Source organism: Streptomyces sp. NPDC048248, assembly GCF_043201875.1.
In the GTDB taxonomy this organism is placed as follows: domain Bacteria; phylum Actinomycetota; class Actinomycetes; order Streptomycetales; family Streptomycetaceae; genus Streptomyces.
In genome coordinates, this window is sequence record NZ_JBICZL010000020.1 from 30,710 (window position 1) to 51,180 (window position 20,471).

The window sequence follows — 20,471 nt, forward strand, 5'->3', positions numbered from 1 at the left end:
TGGAACCGGACCGCAGGCCCGGCCCGCATCCCCGGGCCGCAGGGCCTCAGCCCCCGTTCGTCAGCCCCTCGACCAGCTCGTCGGCCGCGCGGTAGGGGTCGGTGTCGCCCGCCACGATGCGCTCGGCCAGCGCGTCCAGCCGCCGGTCGCCGCTCAGGTCGCCGATCCGCTCCCGCAGCGCCGTGACCGCGATCGTCTCGACCTCGCGCGCCGCCCGGGACCGCCGGCGCTGCGCCAGGACGTCCCGCTCCTCCATCCAGGCGCGGTGCTTCTCCAGCGCCTCGACCATCTCGTCGACGCCCTCGCCCCGCGCCGCCACCGTCTTGACGATCGGCGGCCGCCAGTCCCCCGGGGCGCGCGATTCGCCCAGGCCCAGCATGTGGTTCAGCTCCCGGGCGGTGGCGTCCGCACCGTCCCGGTCGGCCTTGTTGACGACGTAGACGTCCCCGATCTCCAGGATTCCGGCCTTGGCCGCCTGAATGCCGTCACCCATTCCGGGGGCCAGCAGGACCACGCTGGTGTCGGCCTGCGAGGCGATCTCCACCTCGGACTGCCCGACGCCGACCGTCTCGACGAGCACCACATCGCACCCGGCGGCATCCAGCACCCGGATCGCCTGCGGAGCCGCCCAGGCCAGCCCGCCCAGGTGGCCGCGGGTGGCCATCGACCGGATGTAGACGCCCGGGTCGGAGGCGTGGTCGCTCATGCGTACCCGGTCGCCCAGGAGCGCGCCCCCGGAGAACGGCGAGGACGGGTCGACGGCGAGGACGCCGACCCGTTTGCCCGCCTTGCGGTACGCCGTGACCAGCGCCGAGGCGGTGGTGGACTTCCCGACGCCCGGCGAGCCGGTCAGCCCGACCACATAGGCGTTGCCGGTGAGCGGCGCCAGCGCCGCCATCACCTCGCGCAGCTCCGGTGACGCCCCCTCCACGAGGGAGATCAGCCGGGCCACCGCCCTCGGCCGGCCCTGCCGTGCCTGCTCCACAAGCTGCGGAACGTCCACCATCGCTGCTCGGCTCCTTCGGTTCGGCGCGCTGACTTACCCGGACGGTCGTATGCGGTTACTTACCCGGGACCCGAATGATCAGCGCATCGCCCTGGCCGCCGCCACCGCAGAGCGCGGCCGCGCCCACACCGCCGCCCCGGCGGCGCAGTTCGAGGGCCAGGTGCAGCACGATCCGGGCGCCGGACATGCCGATCGGGTGTCCGAGGGCAATGGCACCGCCGTTGACATTCACCTTTTCCGGGGAGACCCCGAGGTCCTTCATTGACTGGACCGCGACGGCCGCGAACGCCTCGTTGATCTCGATCAGGTCAAGATCCTCGACGGTGAGCCCGTCCTTGCCGAGGGCGTGGTTGATGGCGTTGGACGGCTGCGACTGGAGCGAGTTGTCCGGGCCCGCGACGTTGCCGTGCGCGCCGATCTCGGCGATCCACTCCAGGCCCAGTTCCTCGGCCTTGGCCTTGCTCATCACGACCACGGCGGCGGCGCCGTCGGAGATCTGCGAGGAGGTGCCCGCGGTGATGGTGCCGTCCTTGGCGAAGGCCGGCCGCAGCTTGCCGAGCGAGTCCGTGGTGGTCTCGCCGCGAATGCCCTCGTCCTGGCTGAAAATCACCGGCTCGCCCTTGCGCTGCAGGATCTCCACGGGGGTGATCTCCGCCTCGAACAGCCCGTTCTTCTGGGCGGCAGCGGCCCGCTGGTGGGACCGTGCGGCGACCTCGTCCTGCTCCGGACGGGCGATACCCAGACGGCTGTTGTGCTTCTCGGTGGACTCGCCCATCGCGACGCCTTCGAAAGCGTCCGTGAGGCCGTCGTGCGCCATCGCGTCGAGCATTTCCACGGCGCCGTACTTGTAGCCCTCGCGGGACTTGGACAGCAGGTGGGGCGCGTTGGTCATCGACTCCTGGCCGCCCGCGACGATCACGTCGAACTCGCCGGCGCGGATCAGCTGGTCGGCCAGCGCGATGGCGTCGAGACCCGAGAGACAGACCTTGTTGACGGTCAGCGCGGGGACGTTCATGGGGATGCCGCCCTTGACGGCGGCCTGCCGGGCCGGGATCTGGCCGGCGCCGGCCTGGAGGACCTGTCCCATGATCACGTACTGGACCTGGTCGCCGCCGATGCCCGCCCGGTCCAGCGCCGCCTTGATGGCCACACCGCCCAGGTCGGCGCCGGAGAAGGTCCGCAGCGATCCCAGGAGCCGGCCCATGGGGGTCCGCGCTCCTGCCACGATCACTGAGGTGCTGCTGTTCGAGCCGTTCGTTGCAGACATGCGGTGCGGCCTTCCTTTGCAGGGAAGTTAACGAGGGTTCCCGTCAATGTACTGAGGGGTAGGCGCCGGGTCACCGGCAAGCGGGTGTGATCGCGCGCACGTTGCGTAACCAGGCATGCGAGCGGTGCACTGGAGCCATGCTGACGCGAATCGACCACATCGGAATCGCCTGTTTCGACCTCGACAAGACCGTCGAGTTCTACCGTGCCACCTACGGGTTCGAGGTGTTCCACTCCGAGGTCAACGAAGAGCAGGGTGTCCGGGAAGCGATGCTCAAGATCAACGAGACGTCCGACGGCGGCGCCTCCTACCTCCAGCTGCTGGAGCCCACCCGCGAGGACTCCGCGGTGGGCAAGTGGCTCGCCAAGAACGGTGAAGGCGTCCACCACATCGCCTTCGGCACCGCGGACGTGGACGCCGACGCGGCGGACATCCGCGACAAGGGCGTCCGGGTCCTCTACGACGAGCCGCGGACCGGCTCGATGGGCTCCCGGATCACCTTCCTGCACCCCAAGGACTGCCACGGAGTTCTCACCGAACTCGTCACCGCCGCACCCCCCGCAGCGACGGACCACTGACCTTCGCGTTCCCCGGCCGGTAGAGTGCACCCTCGGCCGGGGTAAGGGAGTGGGGCTCGGTCCATACTCTGCCGATGATCTGACACCATTTCTTCGGAAGGGTCAGCTCCAGACGCACGAATCCGGTACGACATGACGTGTACGGGACGACTGTGAGCAGGACGGAGCAGGCCGCCACCATGACCAGGGGACGGATGGGACCGCGCAGTGCGGGGCAACGACCGCTACGAGGCTGACGACCACCTCTCGCAGTTCGAAGCCGAGATGGAGCGGCTGAAGACCGAGCGGGACAAGGCCGTCCAGCACGCCGACGACCTCGGCTACCAGGTCGAGGTGCTGCGCGCCAAGCTCCACGAGGCGCGCCGCAACCTCGCGACCCGCCCTGCCTACGACAACCTCAGTCACCAGGCCGAACAGGTGCTGCGCAACGCGCAGATCCAGGCCGACCAGCTGCGTTCGGACGCCGAACGCGAGCTGCGCGAAGCACGTGCGCAGACCCAGCGGCTGCTGCAGGACCAGGCCGAGCGGCAGTCCCGCCTGGAGGCGGAGCTGCACGCCGAGGCGGTCACCCGCAGGCAGCGGCTGGACGAGGAACTCAACGAGCGCCGGCAGACCGTCGAGTCGCACGTCAACGAAAACGTCGCCTGGGCCGAGCAGCTGAGGGCCCGTACGGAGTCCCAGGCCCGTCGCCTGATGGAGGAGTCCCGGGCGGAGGCCGAGCAGGCCCTGGCGTCCGCGCGCGCCGAGGCGCAGCGCCTTGCCGAGCGGGCCCGTGAGCGGCTCAACACCGAGGCCACGGACGCCCGCGCCGAGGCGGAAGCCATCCTCCGCCGGGCGCGTACGGACGCCGAGCGACTGCTGAACGCCGCCTCCAACCAGGCCCAGGAGGCCACCGATCAGGCCGAGCAGCTGCGCACCAGCGCCGGCACCGAGTCGGAGGAGGCGCGCCGGCAGGCCGCCGAGCTGACGCGTACCGCCGAGGCCCGTATCCAGGAGGCCGACGCGGCGCTGCGCGAGGCCCGCGCCGAGGCGGAGAAGCTGGTCGAGGAGGCGCAACAGAGCGCAGCCAAGCGACTGTCGGCAACCGAGTCGGACAACGAGCAGCGCACCCGTACGGCCAAGCAGGAGATCGCCCGGCTGGTGGGCGAGGCCACCAAGTCCGCCGAGGCGCTCAAGGCCGAGGCCGAGCAACTGCGGGCGGACGCCAAGGAAGAAGCCGAACGCCTGGTCGGCGAGGCGCGGGAGGCCGCACGGTCCAAGGCGGCGGAGGACTCCGCGGCGCAGCTGGCGAAGGCCGCGCGGACCGCAGAGGAGGTGCTGACCAAGGCGTCCGAGGACGCCAAGGCCACCACCAAGGCCGCCACCGAGGAGGCCGAGCGGCTGCGCAGCGAGGCCGAGGCCGAGGCGGACCGGCTGCGGGAGCAGGCCCATGACACCGCCGCGCAGCTCAAGGGCGCGGCGAAGGACGACACCAAGGAATACCGCGCCAAGACCGTCGAACTCCAGGAGGAGGCGCGGCGGCTGCGCGGCGAGGCGGAGCAGCTGCGGGCGGACGCGGTCGCCGAGGGCGAGCGGATCCGCAGCGAGGCCCGCCGGGAGGCCGTCCAGCAGATCGAGGAGGCGGCCGGTTCCGCCGAGGAACTGCTGGGCAAGGCGAAGGCCGATGCCGAGGAGACCCGTTCGGGTGCCGTCGCGGAGAGCGAGCGGGTCCGTACGGAGGCCATCGAGCGTGCCACCGCGCTGCGCAAGCAGGCCGAGGACGCGCTGGAGCGGGCCCGTTCGGAAGCCGAGGAGCTGCTCACCGAGGGCGCCCAGGCCGCTGAGCTGGTCACCACCGAGGCGGAGGAGTCCGCAGCGCGGCTGCGCGCCGAGGCCGAACGTGCCGCCGAGGAGCGGCGCGAGGAGGCCCAGGCCGAGCTGACGCGTCTGCAGACCGAGGCGGCGGACAAGGTCGCTGCAGCCGAGGACGCGCTGCGCGAGGCCCGCGCCGAGGCGGAGCGGCTGCGCCGGGAGACGCAGGAGGAGGCGGCCCGGCTCAAGGCGGAGTCGGCCGAGCGGCTGCGGACGTTGCAGCAGCAGGCCGAGGAGGAGGCAGAGCGGCTGCGCGCGGAGGCCGCGTCGGACGCGTCCACGGCGCGCGCCGAGGGCGAGTCGGTGGCCACGCGGCTGCGCAGCGAGGCGGCCGCCGAGGCGGAGCGGCTCAAGGCGGAGGCGCAGGAGACCGCGGACCGGGTGCGCGCGGAGGCGGCGGCCGCCGCTGAGCGCACCGGTTCCGAGGCGGCGCAGGCGCTGGCCGCGGCCCAGGAGGAGGCCGCCCGGCGGCGCCGGGAGGCCGAACAGCAGCTGGGCGAGGCCCGCGAGGAGGCCCACCAGGAGCGCACCGCGGCGCGCGAGCAGAGCGAGGAGCTGCTGGCGTCGGCCCGTACGCGGGTGAGCGAGGCGCAGGCCGAGGCGGAGGGGCTGGTCGAGGACGCCGACCGGCGTGCCGGCGAGCTGGTGGCGGCGGCCGAGCAGACCGCGCAGCAGGTGCGGGACGCGGTCGCGGGACTGCACGAGCAGGCCGACGAGGAGATCGCCGGGCTGCGTTCGGCGGCCGAGCACGCCGCGGAGCGCACCAAGGCCGAGGCACAGGACGAGGCCGACCGGGTCCGCACCGACGCCTACGACGAGCGCGAGCGCGCCTCGGCGGACGCGGCGCGGGTGCGGCACGAGGCGCAGGAGGCGTCGGAGGCCGCGAAGTCGCTTGCGGAGCGCGCGGTTTCGGAGGCCATCGAGGAGGCCGAGCGGCTGCGCACCGAGGCCGCCGGTGTGCTCGACGAGGCGCGCCGGGACGCCAACGCGGCGCGGACGGACGCGGCGGAGCAGGCCGACCGGCTGCTGGCGGAGGCGAACGAGCAGGCCGAGAAGCTGGTCGCGGACGCCTCGTCGAAGGCGCAGCAACTGCGTACGGAGGCCTCGGAGGCGCTGGCGTCCGGCGAGCAGGACGCCTCGCGGGCCCGTGCGGAGGCGCGGGACGACGCGAACCGCATGCGGTCGGACGCCGCGGAGCAGGCCGACCGGCTGATCACCGAGGCGCGCTCGGAAGCCGAACGGATCGTCACCGAGGCGACCGAGCTGACGTCGTCGGCGCAGGAGGACGCGGACCGCACGGTCCGCGAGGCCCAGCAGGCCGCCGACCGGCTGCGCGGGGACGCCGAGCAGCAGGCACAGGCGATCGTCGGGGAGGCGAGCGAGGCCGCGGAGCGGCTGCGCGCCGAGGCGGCCGAGGTGCTGGAGAGCGCGCGGACGGACGCGGAGCGCACCGGCGACCAGGCGCGCGAGGCGGCCAACAAGGCGCGTTCGGACGCCGCGGAGCAGGCCGACGAGCTGATGTCGGAGGCCGCGAGCGAGGCCGAGCGGCTGCGCACCGAGGCGGCGGAGGCGACCGCGGACGCCGAGCGGGACGCGGACCGTACGCGGGCCGACACCCGTGAGCAGGCGGACCGGATGCTCGCGACGGCCACCGCCGAGGCCGACCGGCTGCGCGCCGAGGCGGCCGAGACGGTCACCGCCGCACAGGAGCACGCCAACCGCACCCGCGGCGAGTCCGCGAAGGTCAAGGAGGACGCCGAGGCGGAGGCGGAGCGGCTGCGGACGGAGGCTCAGCAGGAGGCCGACCGGCTGCTCGACGAGGCCCGCAAGGACGCCGCCGAGCGTCGCGGTGACGCCGCGGAGCAGGCGGACCAGCTCATCGCCAAGGCCCAGGAGGAGGCGCTGCGCACCGCCGCGTCCGCCGAGGAGCAGGCCGACACGATGGTCGGGGCGGCCCGCAAGGAGGCCGACCGGATCGTCACCGAGGCGACATCCGACGGCAACGCGCGGGTGGAGAAGGCGCGTACGGACGCGAATACGCTGCTGGGCGAGGCCCGCGGCGACGCCACGGCCATCAGGGAGCGGGCCGAGGAGTTGCGGGTGCGGATCGAGGCAGAGGTCGAGGAGCTGCACGAGCGGGCGCGCCGGGAGTCGGCGGAGACGATGAAGAACGCCGGCGAGCGGGTCGACAAGCTCATCGCGCAGGCCACCGCCCAGCAGGTGGAGGCCGAGCAGAAGGCCGAGGAAATGGTCTCGGAGGCGAGCAGCGAGGCGAGCAAGGTCCGGATCGCGGCGGTCAAGAAGGCCGAGGGCCTGATCAAGGAGGCCGCGAACCGGAAGGCCGAGGCCGAGCGCGACGCGGAGCGGATGCGCACCGAGGCCGAGGCCGAGGCCACCCGCATCGTGGAAGAGGGCAAGCGCGAGTTGGAGGTCCTGGTCCGCCGTCGGGAGGACATCAACTCCGAAATCTCCCGTGTCCAGGATGTGCTGGAGGCACTGGAGTCGTTCGAGGCGCCGACGGGGGGCGCGGAGGGCAAGAGCGGTGGCGTCAAGGCCGCCGCGGGCGCCGGTGCAACTCGTTCGAGTGGCAAGCAGTCTGAGGGGTAGCCACTCGAATGAGGGGTCATTCTCCAGATCAAACGGGCATTGACTCGATGACACGCCGTTGTGGCCCCTAGGATTCCCCTTATCACCTCACCGGTCTCTTTCGACAGGAACCCCATGAGCGACACTTCCTCCCCCTTCGGCTTCGAGCTCGTGCGGCGTGGGTACGACCGCGGTCAGGTGGACGACCGCATTACGAAGCTCGTCGCCGACCGTGACAGCGCGCTGGCCCGTATCACCTCGCTGGAGAAGCGCATCGAGGAACTCCACCTCGAAACGCAGAACGCCCAGGCGCAGGTCAATGACGCCGAACCGTCCTACGCGGGCCTGGGTGCGCGCGTGGAGAAGATCCTCCGTCTCGCCGAGGAGGAGGCCAAGGACCTGCGCGAGGAGGCCCGCCGCGCCGCGGAGCAGCACCGCGAGCTGGCCGAGTCGGCCGCCCAGCAGGTCCGTAACGACGCCGAGCAGTTCGCCGCCGAGCGCAAGTCGAAGGCGGAGGACGAGGGCGCCCGGATCGTCGAGAAGGCCAAGGGCGAGGCGTCCACGCTGCGCGCCGAAGCGCAGAAGGACGCGCAGTCCAAGCGCGAGGAGGCGGACTCCCTCTTCGAGGAGACCCGTGCCAAGGCCGCGCAGGCGGCGGCCGACTTCGAGACCAACCTCGCCAAGCGCCGCGAGCAGTCCGAGCGTGACCTGGCCTCGCGTCAGGCCAAGGCCGAGAAGCGCCTGGCGGAGATCGAGCACCGTGCCGAGCAGCTGCGCCTGGAGGCGGAGAAGCTGCGGACGGACGCCGAGCGCCGGGCCCGCCAGACGGTGGAGACCGCGCAGCGCCAGGCCGAGGACATCGTGGCCGACGCCAACGCCAAGGCCGACCGTATCCGCAGCGAATCGGAGCGCGAGCTGGCGGCGCTGACGAACCGCCGCGACTCCATCAACGCGCAGCTGACCAACGTCCGCGAGATGCTGGCGACGCTGACCGGTGCGGCCGTCGCCGCCGCCGGCGCCCCCGGCGACGAGGAGTCCGCCAACCGCGGCGTGCCCGCCCAGCAGTCCCGCTGACCCTCCCCGGTCAACGGCTGGGAGGCGCCCCCGGGCAGGCTCTCGCACCGCACCTTCACGCGCCCCCGTACCGCCCCTCCGGCGGTGCGGGGGCGCGGTCGTGCGCAGGTCCGCCGGGCGGCTGTGCCCCGGTGGCGGGGCCCACCGGGCGCCCCTAGCGTGCAGTACATGATCGAGCTCGAGGGGCTGACCAAGCGCTACGGCGACAAGATCGCCGTGGACCACCTCACCTGCGCGGTCCGGCCCGGGATCATCACCGGTTTCCTCGGCCCCAATGGCGCGGGCAAGTCCACCACCATGCGGATGGTGCTCGACCTGGACCACCCGACCGCCGGTACGGTCCGGATCGACGGCAGGCACTACCGGCAGCTGAAGGATCCGCTGACGTACATCGGTGCGCTGCTGGACGCGAAGGCGATGCACGGCGGGCGGAGCGCGTACAACCATCTGCTGTGTCTGGCGCAGAGCAACGGCATTCCGCGCAGCCGGGTCGGCGAGGTGCTGGACACGGTCGGACTGAGTTCGGTCGCCGGCAAGCGTTCGAAGGGGTTCTCCCTGGGGATGGGCCAGCGGCTGGGCATCGCCGCGGCGCTGCTGGGCGACCCGGAGATCCTGATGTTCGACGAGCCGGTCAACGGTCTCGACCCGGAGGGCATCCACTGGATCCGCAATCTGATGAAGAACCTCGCGGGTCAGGGCCGTACGGTCTTCGTCTCCTCCCATCTGATGAGCGAGATGGCCCTGACCGCCGATCACCTGATCGTGATCGGGCAGGGCAAGCTGATGGCGGACACCTCGATGGCGGACTTCATCCGGGAGAACTCGCGGTCCTATGTACGGATGCGGTCGCCGGAGCAGGAGCGGCTGCTGGATGTGCTGGGGGCTGAGGGCATCGAGGTGTCGGCGGTCGGCAACGGCTCGCTGGAAATCGACGGGGTGACCGCCGACCGGCTGGGTGAGCTGGCCGCCCGGCACCGGCTCACCCTGCATGAGCTGAGCCCCCAGCAGGCCTCCTTGGAAGAGGCGTTCATGCAGCTGACGGCCGAGTCGGTGGAGTACCACGCCCACGACGGGGAGCCGGTCGCGGTTCCGGCCGGGCCTGCGCCGGGCGGTGTGCCCCCGGCGGCTCCGCAGCCGGTCGGGCAGCCGGACGGCTGGGGCGCCGACTGGCGGAAGAAGAGGAGCTGACGATGGCGGCGGTCACGCAGGTGCTGCGTTCGGAATGGACCAAGATCAGATCGGTGCAGTCGACGGTGTGGACGCTCGGCGTCGCCGTCGTCGTCACCATCGGCCTGGGCATCTTGATCTGCGTCCTGGCCGGCAACGAGTTCGACTCGATGTCGGTCAGGGACCGGCTCGCCTTCGACCCCACCAACATCAGCTTCGCCGGGATGGGCCTGGGCCAGCTCGCCATGATCGTCTTCGGTGTGCTGGTGGTCTCCAACGAGTACAGCACCGGCATGATCCGTACCTCGCTCGCCGCCGTACCGCAGCGGGCGACGCTCCTCTTCAGCAAACTCCTCGTCGCCACCGTGCTGGTCTTCCTGGTGGGCCTGGCGACCAGCTTCGCGACCTTCTTCGCCGGCCAGGCGGTCCTGGGCGAACACCGGGCGTACCTCGGCGACCCGGGGGTGCTGCGCGCGGTCTTCGGCGGCGGGCTCTACATGACGCTGATCGCGCTGTTCTCGATGGGGGTCGCCGCGATGCTGCGCAGCCCGATGCTGTCGCTCGGCATCCTGATGCCGTTCTTCTTCCTGATCTCCAACATCCTCGGGAACGTCTCGGCGACCCGGAAGGTCGGCCGTTATCTCCCCGACCAGGCCGGCCGGAAGGTCATGGAGGTCGTCACGCCCCTCGACGAGAACGTGCCGTACGGCCCGTGGGGCGGGATCGCCATCATGGTCGCGTGGACGGCGGCCGCGCTTGCCTGCGGTTTCGTGCTGTTCAAGAAGCGCGACGCGTGACCGCCCGGCCGGGGCGCCTCCGCGGGTGGGCCGCCGCCGTTGTACGGGCCGGTCGTGCCGGGCCGTACCGGGTGACGCATCCCTCTCCCGCGTTTTGACGGGAACCGTCAAGGGACCGATAGCCTCCTAACCCTCACGGGGGCACGAGGGCGCCTCTGCCCCGCCACCATCTCGCGAGGGGCGGAGAATGATCGAGGCAGTCGGCCTGACGAAGCGCTACGGCGCCAAGACGGCCGTGCACAACCTGTCGTTCCAGGTACGGCCGGGCACGGTCACCGGCTTCCTGGGGCCCAACGGCTCCGGCAAGTCGACGACGATGCGCATGATTCTTGGCCTGGACACCCCGACCTCCGGCCATGCCACCGTCGGCGGCCACCCCTTCCGCAAACTCCCCAACGCCCCCCGCCAGGTGGGCGCGCTGCTCGACGCCAAGGCGGTGCACGGCGGCCGCAGCGCGCGCCAGCACCTGCTCTCGCTCGCCCAGCTGTCGGGCATCCCGGCCCGGCGGGTCGACGAGGTGCTCGGCGTGGTGGGCCTGCAGGGCGTCGCCAGGCGGCGCTCCAGCGGCTTCTCGCTGGGCATGGGCCAGCGGCTCGGCATCGCGGCTGCGCTGCTCGGCGACCCGCAGGTGCTGCTCTTCGACGAGCCGGTCAACGGCCTCGACCCCGAGGGCATCCTGTGGGTGCGCAATCTGATGAAGCAGCTGGCCTCCGAGGGCCGCACGGTCTTCGTCTCCTCGCACCTCATGAGCGAGATGGCCCTCACCGCGGAGCACCTGATCGTGATCGGCCGCGGCCAGCTGCTCGCGGACATGTCGGTCAAGGACTTCATCTCGGCCAACTCCGCCGATTTCGCCCGGGTGCGCGTCCCCGACGCCGACTCCGAGCAGCGCGAGAAGCTGACGGCGGCGCTCGGTGAGGCCGGTGGGCAGGTCGCGGCGGAGCAGGACGGTGCGCTGCGGGTGACCGGGCTTCCGCTGCCCCGCATCAGCGATCTCGCGCACGGCGCCGACGTCCGGCTCTGGGAGCTGTCGCCGCACCAGGCTTCCCTGGAGGAGGCGTACATGCAGCTGACGCAGAGCGCCGTGGACTACCGCTCGACGGCCGACCAGCGGGCCGGTCTGCAGGAGGCCCCCGCGGGGTACGCGCCGCAGGGCGGCATTCCGCACGGCGGCGTTCCGCAGGGCGGCGTTCCGCACGGCGGCGCGCCGCAGGGGTACGCGGGACCGGGATACCAGCCCGGTCACCCGGGTCAGCCCGTTCAGGGGCAGCCCAACCCTTACGCGCAGCAGGCCCCGTACGCCCAGCAGGTGCCGGGAGCCGTTCCCGGTCAGGGCTACCCGCCGCCCGCCCAGGGTCAGGGCCACCCGTACGGGGCACCCGCGCCGTATGCCGCCCCCCAGCCCTACGGGCAGCAGCCCGCCGCACCGATGCCGCCCGCAGCCCAGCCCGCCGACGCCACCACGCCGCACCACGAGGACGCCCGATGACCAGCCCTCAGCAGCCGCAGCCCCAGCAGCCGCAGCCTGAGCGCGGACCTGACGACACCGCGCAGGCCCAGCAGATGCCGCCCGCTCCCCCGATGCCGCCCACCGCGCCGCCGCAGCCGCAGGGCACGCCGCCCCAGCCCGGCGGCCAGGGTCAGCCGGAGCAGCCGGCGCCCGCCCGGGAGGCCGGGACGATGATGCTCCAGGCCCAGCAGGCTCCGGAGCAGCAGCCCGGCCAGGAGTCGGGCACGATGATGCTCCAGGCCCAGCCGATGCCCCAGGCCCAGCCGCAGCCGTCGGCCGACGCTCCGCAGCCGCTCGCCGCGCACGGTCCGGGCAAGGACGCGGGCACGATGATGCTGCAGGCCCAGCAGGCACCCCAGCAGCAGAACGCGTACGCGGGCGCCCCCAACCCCCAGGCACCTCAGGTCCCCCAGCAGGGTCAGCCGCAACAGGGCCACCCACAGCAGCAGACCGGCGTCAACTGGCAGGGCGGCCATGCCGGTTATGTCTCGCCCATCCCGATCCGCCGCACCCATCTCGGCCACGCCCTGGCGTCGGAGTGGACGAAGATCCGCTCGGTGCGCTCGACGCTGTGGACGCTGGGCGTGTTCGTCCTGCTGGTCATCGGCGTCGACCTGCTGATCACCCTCGCCCTGAGCGATCCCACGCGCATGGTCGATCCGAAGCTGGGATTCTCCTTCCTCGGCGTCCTGTTGGGCACCTTGTGCCTCATCCCGCTCGGGGTACTGGTGATCTCCTCCGAATACGGCACGGGGATGATCCGTACGACCATGACCGCCTGCCCCAGCCGGGCGCGGGTGCTCACCGCCAAGGCGATCGTGTTCTTCGGCCTGGCCTTCGTCATCACGACCGTCACCACCACGCTCGTCGCGCTCTTCACCTCCGGGATGCTCTACGGCCCGGACCCGACGACCGATCAGTGGCTGCGGGGAACGGTGGGCGCCGGCCTCTACGTGTCGATGCTCGGCCTGCTGGCACTGGCCGTGGGCTCGCTGCTGCGGCATTCGGCGGGCGCGATCAGCGCCATGCTCGGTGTGGTGCTGCTGCCGATGCTGCTGGCCGTCTTCATGGCGGGCTCGGAGAGCCTGCGGAAGGTCAGCGAGGCGCTGATCAACTACTCGGTGCCCAACTCGCTGGCAACGCTCTACGACAACCCGTTCTTCGACTCGGGCCCGGAGGGCTGGACCCCGCTGTGGGTGCTCACCGGCGTGACCGCCGTAGTCCTCGGCGGCGCCTTCGCCGCCCAGCAGCGGCGCGACGTGTAGCTCGCGCGCATCGCCTTCGCGTCGCGTCAGTAGCGCGGCGCGTTACGGGACCGCTGGAGCCGCGCGCTCCGGCGGTCCCGTGCGTTCCAGCAGGCTTTGTGCCAGTGCCGGCGGTCGTCGACGTCGCCGTGCTGCGGCCAGGCGACGACATGCGGCACACCGGGCGGGATCTCCTGGTCGCAGCCGGGGCAGCGGTAGTGCTTGGCCGCGCCGCCGCCTCCGACGTGGCGCACGGCCCAGTCCTCGCCCCCCCACTCCTCGGTCCGCTCCAGACCGAAGCGGTCCCCGCCCGGGCGATCGGTGGGCTTCGCACCGCCACGCTGGCGGTTTCGACGCGGAGACACTGGGGCACCTCGGAAGATTCACGGAGTCACGGGCTGTCACCAGCGTACGCGGAAGCGACGGGGACGGGCACGGCCCGTCACGTTTCTGCGATCATCGGGAAATTTCGCGGCAGGCCGTGCCCTTGGCACGTGTCAGACGTTGTTGCCTGTAAGGGGGAAGTCGCGTCGGCTGCGAGGAGGCAGAGAGCGATGCGTGTCGGAGCTTTCATCCTGGCCGCTCAATTTCCCGGTCAGGGACAAGGGGAAGCGCTGCACCGCGCGGTGCGCTCCGCGGAGATCGCGGAGGAGGCCGGACTCGACGACGTCTGGCTGGCGGAACACCATTTCGTGCCCTACGGCGTCTGCCCCAACGCCGCGACACTGGCCGCGCTGCTGCTGGGCCGGACCCGCAGGATCGGCGTCGGGACGGCCGTCAGCGTGCTGCCGACCCAGCATCCGGTGGCTCTCGGTGAGCAGGCGGCGCTGCTGCACCTGACGTCCGACGGGCGGTTCACGCTCGGCGTCGGCCGCGGCGGCCCCTGGGTGGACCTGGAGGTCTTCGGCGCGGGTCTGGCCGCGTACGACCACGGCTTCCCCGAATCGCTCGACCTGCTGCTGCGCTGGCTGCGCGAACCCCGGGTCGGGGCGGACGGCGAGCGCTTCGCGTTCCGTGAGGTCGCGGTCGTACCGCGTCCGTCGGAGGCGTTGGCCGGCCTGGACCGTCCGGCGACCGCGCCCCCCGGGCCACCGGTGGTGGTCGCCTGCACCTCGCCCTCCTCGGTCCGGCTTGCCGCGGAGCGCGGTCTGCCGATGCTGCTCGGCATGCACTGCGGCGACGAGGAGAAGGCGGACATGGTCGCCCTGTGGCGGTCGGCCGCCCTGGAGGCCGGGCGGGACGGCGACGAAGTGGCGGCGGCCGAGCATGTCTCGGCGGGCGTGGTGCAGATCGCCGACGGCCCAGGGGACGCGGCCGAGACGCTGGCGAAGTCGATGCCCGGCTGGCTCCGGAAGGGGCTGGGTGCGCATGTGACCGTCGACGGCCGCTATCGCGCGATGCGTGACCCGCTGGCGTACACCGAGCTGTTGTGCGGGCTGCATCCCGTCGGCCCGCCCGCGCTGTGCGCCGACCGGCTCGCGGCGACGGCGGAGCGTACGGGCGTGCGCAGGTTCGCGCTGCTCGTCGAGGGGTCCGGCGATCTCGCCGCCACCGAGGAGAACGTCCGCCGGCTGGGCGCGGAGGTTCTGCCGCAGTTGGGGTGACCCCGCCGGGCCCGACGGGGCGGCCTGCGCTGTGCTGCCGCCGTGTTCGCGTGCGGATGACTCTGGCTGTGCCCGTGGTGCGGTCATGCGAGGCGCCGTGCTCTCGAAGGGGCGGGGACGGGCGGTCGACGGTGGTGCTGCCGCTGGCGCACGGGCACCGAACATGCCGGAACGCGCTACGCAGCGGCAGCAACTCCGCTCAGCAGTCGCGGAGTTCCGGCGACTGGTTGAGCAGCTGACCCCGGATGGAGGTGAAGCGGGCCAGACGGTCGTCCACCACCGGGTCGAGCGGGAACACCGCGACCCGATGGCAGTTCTGGAAGGCGAGACGCACACCGAAGTGGCGCTCCAACGAACCGCGTATCGCGTCACTCGCCAGGGCGCGAAGCAACTGGCCTCGCGCCTGCTCGTCCGGCGGAGGCGTCTGGTTGTCGGCGAACTCTCCACCGTCCACCTTCAGCTGGGCCACCAGGGAGCTGATCATCCCCCATGCATAGGGCAGGGAGGTCCGGACGCAGTCGACAAATGCGGCTTCGTCGACCTCGCCTCGCTCGGCCTGTTCGAGGAGGGCCGGTGAGACGTCGAGCGACATGAGGTTCTCCTCTCGCGACCCCGCCGGGACGGGGCCTCAGGAATGGGACAAGGGGCGCCGCGACGCAGCGTGTTCGAATCACGACCCCCTGCTTCAACGGTATGCCGCGCAAGAGGCCCGCACCAGGAGATTGCACATACAACCGGCCAATGCCGAACAGGTGGATCCAGGGGCGAATCGCGTCAGCGGCCTCCGGTCGAGTAGCGTGGCGCACCATGCGTCTCGTCATCGCCCGCTGCTCCGTGGACTACGCGGGCCGGCTCACGGCCCACCTCCCCTCGGCCCCCCGTCTCATCCTGGTGAAGGCGGACGGCTCCGTCTCCATTCACGCGGACGACCGGGCCTACAAACCACTCAACTGGATGTCCCCGCCCTGCTCCCTCAAGGAGGGGGACGGCGATGTGTGGACGGTGGAGAACAAGGGCGGCGAGAAGCTCATCATTACGCTGGAGGAGGTCCTGCACGACTCCTCGCACGAGCTCGGCGTCGATCCCGGCCTCATCAAGGACGGGGTGGAGGCCCACCTCCAGGAGCTGCTCGCGGACCGGATCGAGACCCTCGGCGAGGGCTATTCCCTGATTCGGCGTGAATACCCCACCGCCATTGGCCCGGTGGATATCTTGTGCCGGGACTCCGATGGCGGAACCGTCGCGGTGGAGATCAAGCGCCGCGGCGAGATCGACGGCGTCGAGCAGCTCACCCGCTACCTCGAACTCCTCAACCGTGACCCGCACTTGGCCCCGGTCAAGGGCATCTTCGCCGCTCAGGAGATCAAGCCGCAGGCCCGCGTGCTGGCGACCGACCGTGGAATCGGCTGCGTCGTGCTCGACTACAACGCGCTGCGCGGCATCGAGGACGACAAGCTGCGCCTGTTCTGACCTGGTCGGGTCCGGCCCCCATGGCGGCCGGGCCCGACAGCGCAACGGCCCGGTAGGGGGCCGGCCGCCGATGTGGTGGGCCGGCCGCGTACCGGGCCGTTGCGCTGTGTCCGGGCGGGTGTCAGCCGGCGGGTGTGGGCTCGGCGGACGAAGTGGAGCCGCCGTCGCCGGAGGGCGCAGCCTCCTGGGTGGGTGCCGCGGCGCCTGCGGTCGTCTGCGACGGGCTCTGGGTCGTCGGCTTCTGCGTGGGCTCGCCGGTCGGCGTCGGGTCCGTGGGTTCGCCGGTCGGCTCGTCTGTGGGAGTCGGGTCGGTGGGCTCTTCGGTCGGGGGGTGGGTGGGGCGGGTCGGCTTACCGGTGGGGCGGGTCGGCTTGCCTGTCGGCTCCGTCGGACCGGTCGTGCCATCCGTCGGCCCGCTGCCGGTGTCCGTCGGCGCCGCGCTGGTGGCGGAGCCGCTGTTCGACGGGGACGGGCTGTCGCGGTGGTCGGGGGCGCCCTCCTGGGCGGTGCCGGTGCGGGTGGGCGGCAGGCTCGCGCCCGTGTCGGGCCCGTCGGCGGGCAGGTCGGTGCTGCCGCCGTCGTCCGTGCCCTGTTCCGTGCCGGTGCGGTCGCCCTTGGCGTCGTCGTCCGAGGTGACGCCGAGGGTGACGACGGTGCCCAGCACGGCGACGAGCAGAGCGCCGGCGCCCGCGGCGACGAGATTGCGGCGGGCTCCGCGGGCGGCGGACCGCCCGGTGCCGGCAGCGTCGCCGCCTGCAGTTGCCGTCGCGGAGGACGCGGCTCCCCGGGCGACGACCGTCGCGGCCGTCTCCCCGGTGCGCGAGATGCGCACCGCGGCGGTGGGCCCGCTGTCGGCCGGGGCGGGCGGCGTGCCGAGCGACTTCGCCGCCGGAGTCGTGGCGCCGGGAGTCTTCGTGCCCGGTGCGGTCTGTGGGAGGCGGGCCGGGGTGGCGGCGGTGGACGCGGCCCGCGTCCGGTCGGTGACCAGCGCCAGGGCTCGCCGGCCGGCCACCGCGCCGTCACGGTCGGAGAGCACACCGCGCAGCCCGATGGACGCCTCCAGTTCGGCCCGTGCCCGGTCGACGTTGCCGGAGCACAGGGCCAGGACGCCCAGCTCGTGGTGGAAGTAGGCCTCCTCCGCCACCTCGCCGGCCAGTCGCGCGGCCTCCTGGCCGTGCCGGAGGCTGCGCTCCCAGGCGCTCCAGTGCAGCGCCGCGGCGAACGCCGGTGCGGCGGTACGGGCGAGCAGCACGGCCGCACTGGCGTGTCCGCTCTCCCGGCTGCCGGTCAGTACGCCCATGGCGGCCAGCACCGCGTCGGCCTCGGCGGCGGCCCGCTCGGGGGTGACCGAGGGGTGGCCGGCCCACCAGGCGTAGTGCTGGGCCGCGGTGTGGGCCCGGCCGATGGCGCCCTCGGCGTAGCCGGCTGCCTCCAGTTGGTCCTGGACGGTCGCGGCGAGCCGATAGTGGCTTCCGGCGGGGGTGATCAGGCCGCAGGCCAGCAGATCGGCGAGCGCGGCGTCGGCGTGGGTGTCCTGGGTGAGCGCGGGCAGATGTGCCTGGTGCGGCAGTTCGCCGCCCAGCGCGACGGCGAAGCGCAGGGTCTCCTGGGCGGCGGCGCCGAGCCCGGCGGCGAGCAGCGGAGCGGGGGAGGCGGCCTCGGCGCGGGAGGGCAGCGGGGCGTCGGCGGGTTCGGGGGTTGCTGTGGGTTCGGCGTCCGCGTCCCGGGATTCCTCGGGGAAGAGGCCGTAGCCGTCGTCGAGAGCGCCGGGCCCGGCGCTCAGCTTCTCGCGCTGCCGCAGCAGGGCCGCGGCCTGCACGAACCGCAGCGGCAGGCCCTCGGATTCGAACCAGAGGTCCGCCGCCCAGGCCGCCTCTTCGTGGGTGAGGGGCCGGCTCAGGGCACGTTCCAGCAGTCGTACGCAGCCGTTCCGGCCGACGCCGCCGAGGAAGACCTCTTCGAGGTGGGAGCCGGGGCCGGGCGGCGCGACGTCGGGGGTGACACCGATCAGGAAGGCGCATTCGGGGGTCGCGTCGAGGAGTTCGTCGAGCGCGGCGCCGCCGAACTCCAGGTCGTCGAGGACGACGATCGCGCCGATGCCGCCGAGCAGCTGCAACAGCTCCGGTCGGTCCGGACGGTGCTGCGGGAGGCGGTGGACCGCGGCGGCCAGCGCGTGGAGGACGTCGGTGGGGGTGCGGTGGTAGCCGGAGAGGCGTACGACGCCGTCGGGGGCGAGGTCGGCGCAGGCGGTGGCGACGGCTTCCAGCAGCCGGGTGCGGCCCGTACCCGAGGGGCCGGTGACGCGTACGGAGCGGCCGCGGGAGAGCAGCCGGGCCAGGCGCTCGGTTTCCTCCGCGCGCTCTTCCAGGGCGGCTTCGTGGCCGGCGAATCCGGGCGGGGTTGCGGGCAGCGGCGGTGCCGCTGCGCGGGTGGCCGCGGCCCGTTCCTGTGGGGTGAGCTTGCCGGGTGTGGCGGGGCGCTCTCCGGGCGGGCAGGGCTCTATCTCGCTGCCGTCGACGGGATTGACGGTGACGAGGTAGTTGCCCGAGACGAGCCGTACGACGCGGACCGGTCCGTCGGAGCCGCTGGGCGCGCTGCCGAAAGCGGGTGCCGGCGGCTCGGCAGGGCTACCCTGCGTGCCGTACTCCTCAGGCCCCCGGTGGGTGTTCCGGTCCATGCTCAAAGCCCCCAGACGTGGCGTGCCGACTGCTCCTCCGGCCGTCCGCACTCCCCCGGCTCCGGCCGGGGTGTCTCAGCCGTCGCGTCCGGTCCGGTGCCCGCCGCTGCCGTGGCGTGGGGCGGGGATGCGAACCTTAGACCTGGAGTGCGGGCCGACGCATCGCCGGGGTCCGGCGATGACCGGAACATCCCGCCGTAGTGGAAGTCAGATGGTGTGCGGCTTTTGCCGCCCCTGCGCGAGGTCGGCGCTGCGGGGCGGGCCGGCCGCCACGGCCCTTGCGTCACACGCGAGGAAGCGATTCCGCTTCGATGCCGCCCTCGATGGCGAGGATGCGGTGCAGGCGGGTGGCGACCAGGAGGCGTTGCATCTGAGGTGGCACGCCGCGCAGGACGAGCCGCCTGTTGACCCGGCCGGCCCGGCGGTGCACACCCATGATCACGCCGAGGCCGGTGGCATCCCAGGAATCCAGCTCGGTCAGGTCCAGCACGAGATCCCCGCGACCGGAGTCGACGGCGGTGTGCAGGGCCGTACGGGCGTCCGCCGCGCTGCGGACGTCGAGGCGGCCCCCGACGACCAGCTCGACGTGGTCGCCCCTGATGTGCATATGCGCTCCCCGAAGTGATGGGTACTCGTGCGATGGCGTCTACAGAACTGACTGCCTCTCATGCGGCGAAGTTGCCGCCTGTAAGCGAACCGATACCGAATTCACCCCCAGGGGTGAGGCAATCGGGTGCCCCGGCTGACGGGGCACCTGACGCGGTCTCAGTGCTCGTAGAAGCCCTGCCCACTCTTGCGGCCGATATCGCCCGCATCGACCATTCGCCGCATGATCTCCGGCGACGCGAACTTCTCGTCCTGGGACTCGGTGTAGATGTTGTCGGCGGCGTGCAGAAGGATGTCGACGCCGGTCAGGTCGGCGGTGGCCAGCGGTCCCATCGCGTGGCCGAAGCCCAACTTGCAGGCGATGTCGATGTCCTCGGCGGTCGCCACGCCGGATTCGTACAGCTTCGCGGCCTCGACGACCAGCGCCGTGATGAGGCGGGTGGTGACGAAGCCGGCGACGTCGCGGTTGACGACGACGCAGGTCTTGCCCACGGACTCGGCGAACTCCCGTGCGGTGGCGAGGGTTTCGTCGCTGGTCTTGTAGCCGCGCACCAGTTCGCACAGCTGCATCATCGGCACCGGCGAGAAGAAGTGCGTCCCCACGACCCGCTCGGGCCGCGAGGTGGCGGCGGCGATCTTGGTGATCGGGATGGCGGAGGTGTTGGAGGCCAGCACCGCGTCGTCCTTGGCGAGCTTGTCCAGCGCCTGGAAGATCTCCCGCTTGACCTCGATCCGCTCGAAGACGGCCTCGACGACGATGTCGGCGTCGGCGACGGCTTCCAGCTCGGTCGTGGTGGTGATCCGGGCCAGCGCCTCCTCGGCGGCGGACGCCTCCAGCTTCCCCTTGGCGACGAACTTCTCGTACGACGCCTCGATGCCACCCTTGCCACGGGCCAGCGCCCCGTCCGTCACATCGCGGAGGACGACGTCCCAGCCCGCCTGGGCGGAGACCTGCGCGATGCCCGAACCCATGAGTCCGGCTCCGATGACGGCGAGCTTCCTTGCCACTGCTGTCCCCTAACACCCTGTGCACT

At 72.4% G+C, this 20,471-nt stretch carries 16 protein-coding genes; 9 read left to right on the top strand and 7 right to left on the bottom strand.

The features are described 5' to 3' along the window. Nucleotides 1-46 precede the first annotated feature (46 nt). On the bottom strand, nt 47-1,006 hold the full coding sequence (gene meaB, locus ACGFZW_RS32800; protein ID WP_393896938.1) for a methylmalonyl Co-A mutase-associated GTPase MeaB: 960 nt from the start codon (nt 1,004-1,006) through the stop codon (nt 47-49). 55 nt (nt 1,007-1,061) lie between these two features. Beyond that, complete coding sequence (locus ACGFZW_RS32805; protein WP_393896996.1) at nt 1,062-2,237, bottom strand: acetyl-CoA C-acetyltransferase; 1,176 nt, start codon at nt 2,235-2,237, stop codon at nt 1,062-1,064. Between the two features lie 173 nt (nt 2,238-2,410). Between ACGFZW_RS32805 and mce the strand changes: the two genes are divergently transcribed. The 7 genes from mce to ACGFZW_RS32840 all read left to right on the top strand — a co-directional run bounded on the left by mce (nt 2,411) and on the right by ACGFZW_RS32840 (nt 13,101). Continuing rightward, nucleotides 2,411-2,851: a methylmalonyl-CoA epimerase gene (gene mce, locus ACGFZW_RS32810; protein ID WP_393896939.1), complete on the top strand. Its 441-nt coding sequence runs from the start codon at nt 2,411-2,413 to the stop codon at nt 2,849-2,851. Nucleotides 2,852-3,058: 207 nt separating this feature from the next. Next, a complete protein-coding gene (scy, locus tag ACGFZW_RS32815; RefSeq protein ID WP_393896940.1) occupies nt 3,059-7,309 on the top strand; it encodes a polarized growth protein Scy in 4,251 nt (1,416 codons plus the stop codon). Between the two features lie 114 nt (nt 7,310-7,423). Further along, entirely contained in the window at nt 7,424-8,362 is a 939-nt protein-coding gene (locus ACGFZW_RS32820; protein ID WP_393896941.1) for a cellulose-binding protein, read from the top strand. Between the two features lie 168 nt (nt 8,363-8,530). Beyond that, nucleotides 8,531-9,550 carry an ATP-binding cassette domain-containing protein gene (locus tag ACGFZW_RS32825; RefSeq protein WP_393896942.1) on the top strand — a complete coding sequence of 340 codons (1,020 nt, stop codon included), beginning with the start codon at nt 8,531-8,533 and terminating at the stop codon, nt 9,548-9,550. A 2-nt stretch (nt 9,551-9,552) separates the two neighbouring features. Then, a complete protein-coding gene (locus tag ACGFZW_RS32830; RefSeq protein ID WP_393896943.1) occupies nt 9,553-10,326 on the top strand; it encodes an ABC transporter permease in 774 nt (257 codons plus the stop codon). A gap of 187 nt (nt 10,327-10,513) precedes the next feature. Further along, complete coding sequence (locus ACGFZW_RS32835; RefSeq protein ID WP_393896944.1) at nt 10,514-11,815, top strand: ATP-binding cassette domain-containing protein; 1,302 nt, start codon at nt 10,514-10,516, stop codon at nt 11,813-11,815. Further along, nucleotides 11,812-13,101 (top strand): ABC transporter permease, encoded by a 1,290-nt coding sequence (locus tag ACGFZW_RS32840; protein ID WP_393896945.1) that lies wholly within the window; start codon nt 11,812-11,814, stop codon nt 13,099-13,101. Before ACGFZW_RS32835 ends, ACGFZW_RS32840 begins: the two co-directional genes overlap by 4 nt. Before the next feature lie 26 nt (nt 13,102-13,127). Here the strand turns inward: ACGFZW_RS32840 and ACGFZW_RS32845 are convergent, their stop codons facing one another. Then, a complete protein-coding gene (locus ACGFZW_RS32845; RefSeq protein WP_393896946.1) occupies nt 13,128-13,445 on the bottom strand; it encodes an ATP/GTP-binding protein in 318 nt (105 codons plus the stop codon). Between the two features lie 189 nt (nt 13,446-13,634). On the opposite strand from ACGFZW_RS32845, the gene ACGFZW_RS32850 reads away from it, so the two are divergent. Then, on the top strand, nt 13,635-14,684 hold the full coding sequence (locus ACGFZW_RS32850; protein WP_393896947.1) for an LLM class flavin-dependent oxidoreductase: 1,050 nt from the start codon (nt 13,635-13,637) through the stop codon (nt 14,682-14,684). A gap of 199 nt (nt 14,685-14,883) precedes the next feature. On the opposite strand, the gene ACGFZW_RS32855 is transcribed toward ACGFZW_RS32850, so the two are convergent. Beyond that, nucleotides 14,884-15,276, bottom strand: a complete 393-nt coding sequence (locus tag ACGFZW_RS32855; protein ID WP_030080104.1) for an SCO5389 family protein — start codon at nt 15,274-15,276, stop codon at nt 14,884-14,886. A 215-nt stretch (nt 15,277-15,491) separates the two neighbouring features. Between ACGFZW_RS32855 and nucS the strand changes: the two genes are divergently transcribed. After that, nucleotides 15,492-16,154 (top strand): endonuclease NucS, encoded by a 663-nt coding sequence (gene nucS, locus ACGFZW_RS32860; RefSeq protein ID WP_393896948.1) that lies wholly within the window; start codon nt 15,492-15,494, stop codon nt 16,152-16,154. A gap of 121 nt (nt 16,155-16,275) precedes the next feature. On the opposite strand, the gene ACGFZW_RS32865 is transcribed toward nucS, so the two are convergent. From ACGFZW_RS32865 to ACGFZW_RS32875, 3 genes are all read right to left on the bottom strand, one after another. Further along, a complete protein-coding gene (locus ACGFZW_RS32865) occupies nt 16,276-18,831 on the bottom strand; it encodes an ATP-binding protein (RefSeq protein WP_393896949.1) in 2,556 nt (851 codons plus the stop codon). 283 nt (nt 18,832-19,114) lie between these two features. Then, complete coding sequence (locus ACGFZW_RS32870; RefSeq protein ID WP_393896950.1) at nt 19,115-19,438, bottom strand: STAS domain-containing protein; 324 nt, start codon at nt 19,436-19,438, stop codon at nt 19,115-19,117. 158 nt (nt 19,439-19,596) lie between these two features. After that, nucleotides 19,597-20,445: a 3-hydroxyacyl-CoA dehydrogenase family protein gene (locus ACGFZW_RS32875; protein ID WP_393896951.1), complete on the bottom strand. Its 849-nt coding sequence runs from the start codon at nt 20,443-20,445 to the stop codon at nt 19,597-19,599. Nucleotides 20,446-20,471 lie beyond the last annotated feature (26 nt).

Excerpts from the sequence above, each read along its gene's own strand:
- ACGFZW_RS32835 (WP_393896944.1), top strand. The coding sequence starts at position 10,514 with ATGATCGAGGCAGTCGGCCTGACGAAGCGCTACGGCGCCAAGACGGCC.
- ACGFZW_RS32825 (WP_393896942.1), top strand. The coding sequence starts at position 8,531 with ATGATCGAGCTCGAGGGGCTGACCAAGCGCTACGGCGACAAGATCGCC.
- mce (WP_393896939.1), top strand. The coding sequence starts at position 2,411 with ATGCTGACGCGAATCGACCACATCGGAATCGCCTGTTTCGACCTCGAC.
- ACGFZW_RS32840 (WP_393896945.1), top strand. The coding sequence starts at position 11,812 with ATGACCAGCCCTCAGCAGCCGCAGCCCCAGCAGCCGCAGCCTGAGCGC.
- ACGFZW_RS32865 (WP_393896949.1), bottom strand. The coding sequence starts at position 18,831 with ATGGACCGGAACACCCACCGGGGGCCTGAGGAGTACGGCACGCAGGGT.
- ACGFZW_RS32855 (WP_030080104.1), bottom strand. The coding sequence starts at position 15,276 with ATGTCGCTCGACGTCTCACCGGCCCTCCTCGAACAGGCCGAGCGAGGC.
- ACGFZW_RS32870 (WP_393896950.1), bottom strand. The coding sequence starts at position 19,438 with ATGCACATCAGGGGCGACCACGTCGAGCTGGTCGTCGGGGGCCGCCTC.
- ACGFZW_RS32850 (WP_393896947.1), top strand. The coding sequence starts at position 13,635 with ATGCGTGTCGGAGCTTTCATCCTGGCCGCTCAATTTCCCGGTCAGGGA.
- ACGFZW_RS32830 (WP_393896943.1), top strand. The coding sequence starts at position 9,553 with ATGGCGGCGGTCACGCAGGTGCTGCGTTCGGAATGGACCAAGATCAGA.
- meaB (WP_393896938.1), bottom strand. The coding sequence starts at position 1,006 with ATGGTGGACGTTCCGCAGCTTGTGGAGCAGGCACGGCAGGGCCGGCCG.
- nucS (WP_393896948.1), top strand. The coding sequence starts at position 15,492 with ATGCGTCTCGTCATCGCCCGCTGCTCCGTGGACTACGCGGGCCGGCTC.
- ACGFZW_RS32820 (WP_393896941.1), top strand. The coding sequence starts at position 7,424 with ATGAGCGACACTTCCTCCCCCTTCGGCTTCGAGCTCGTGCGGCGTGGG.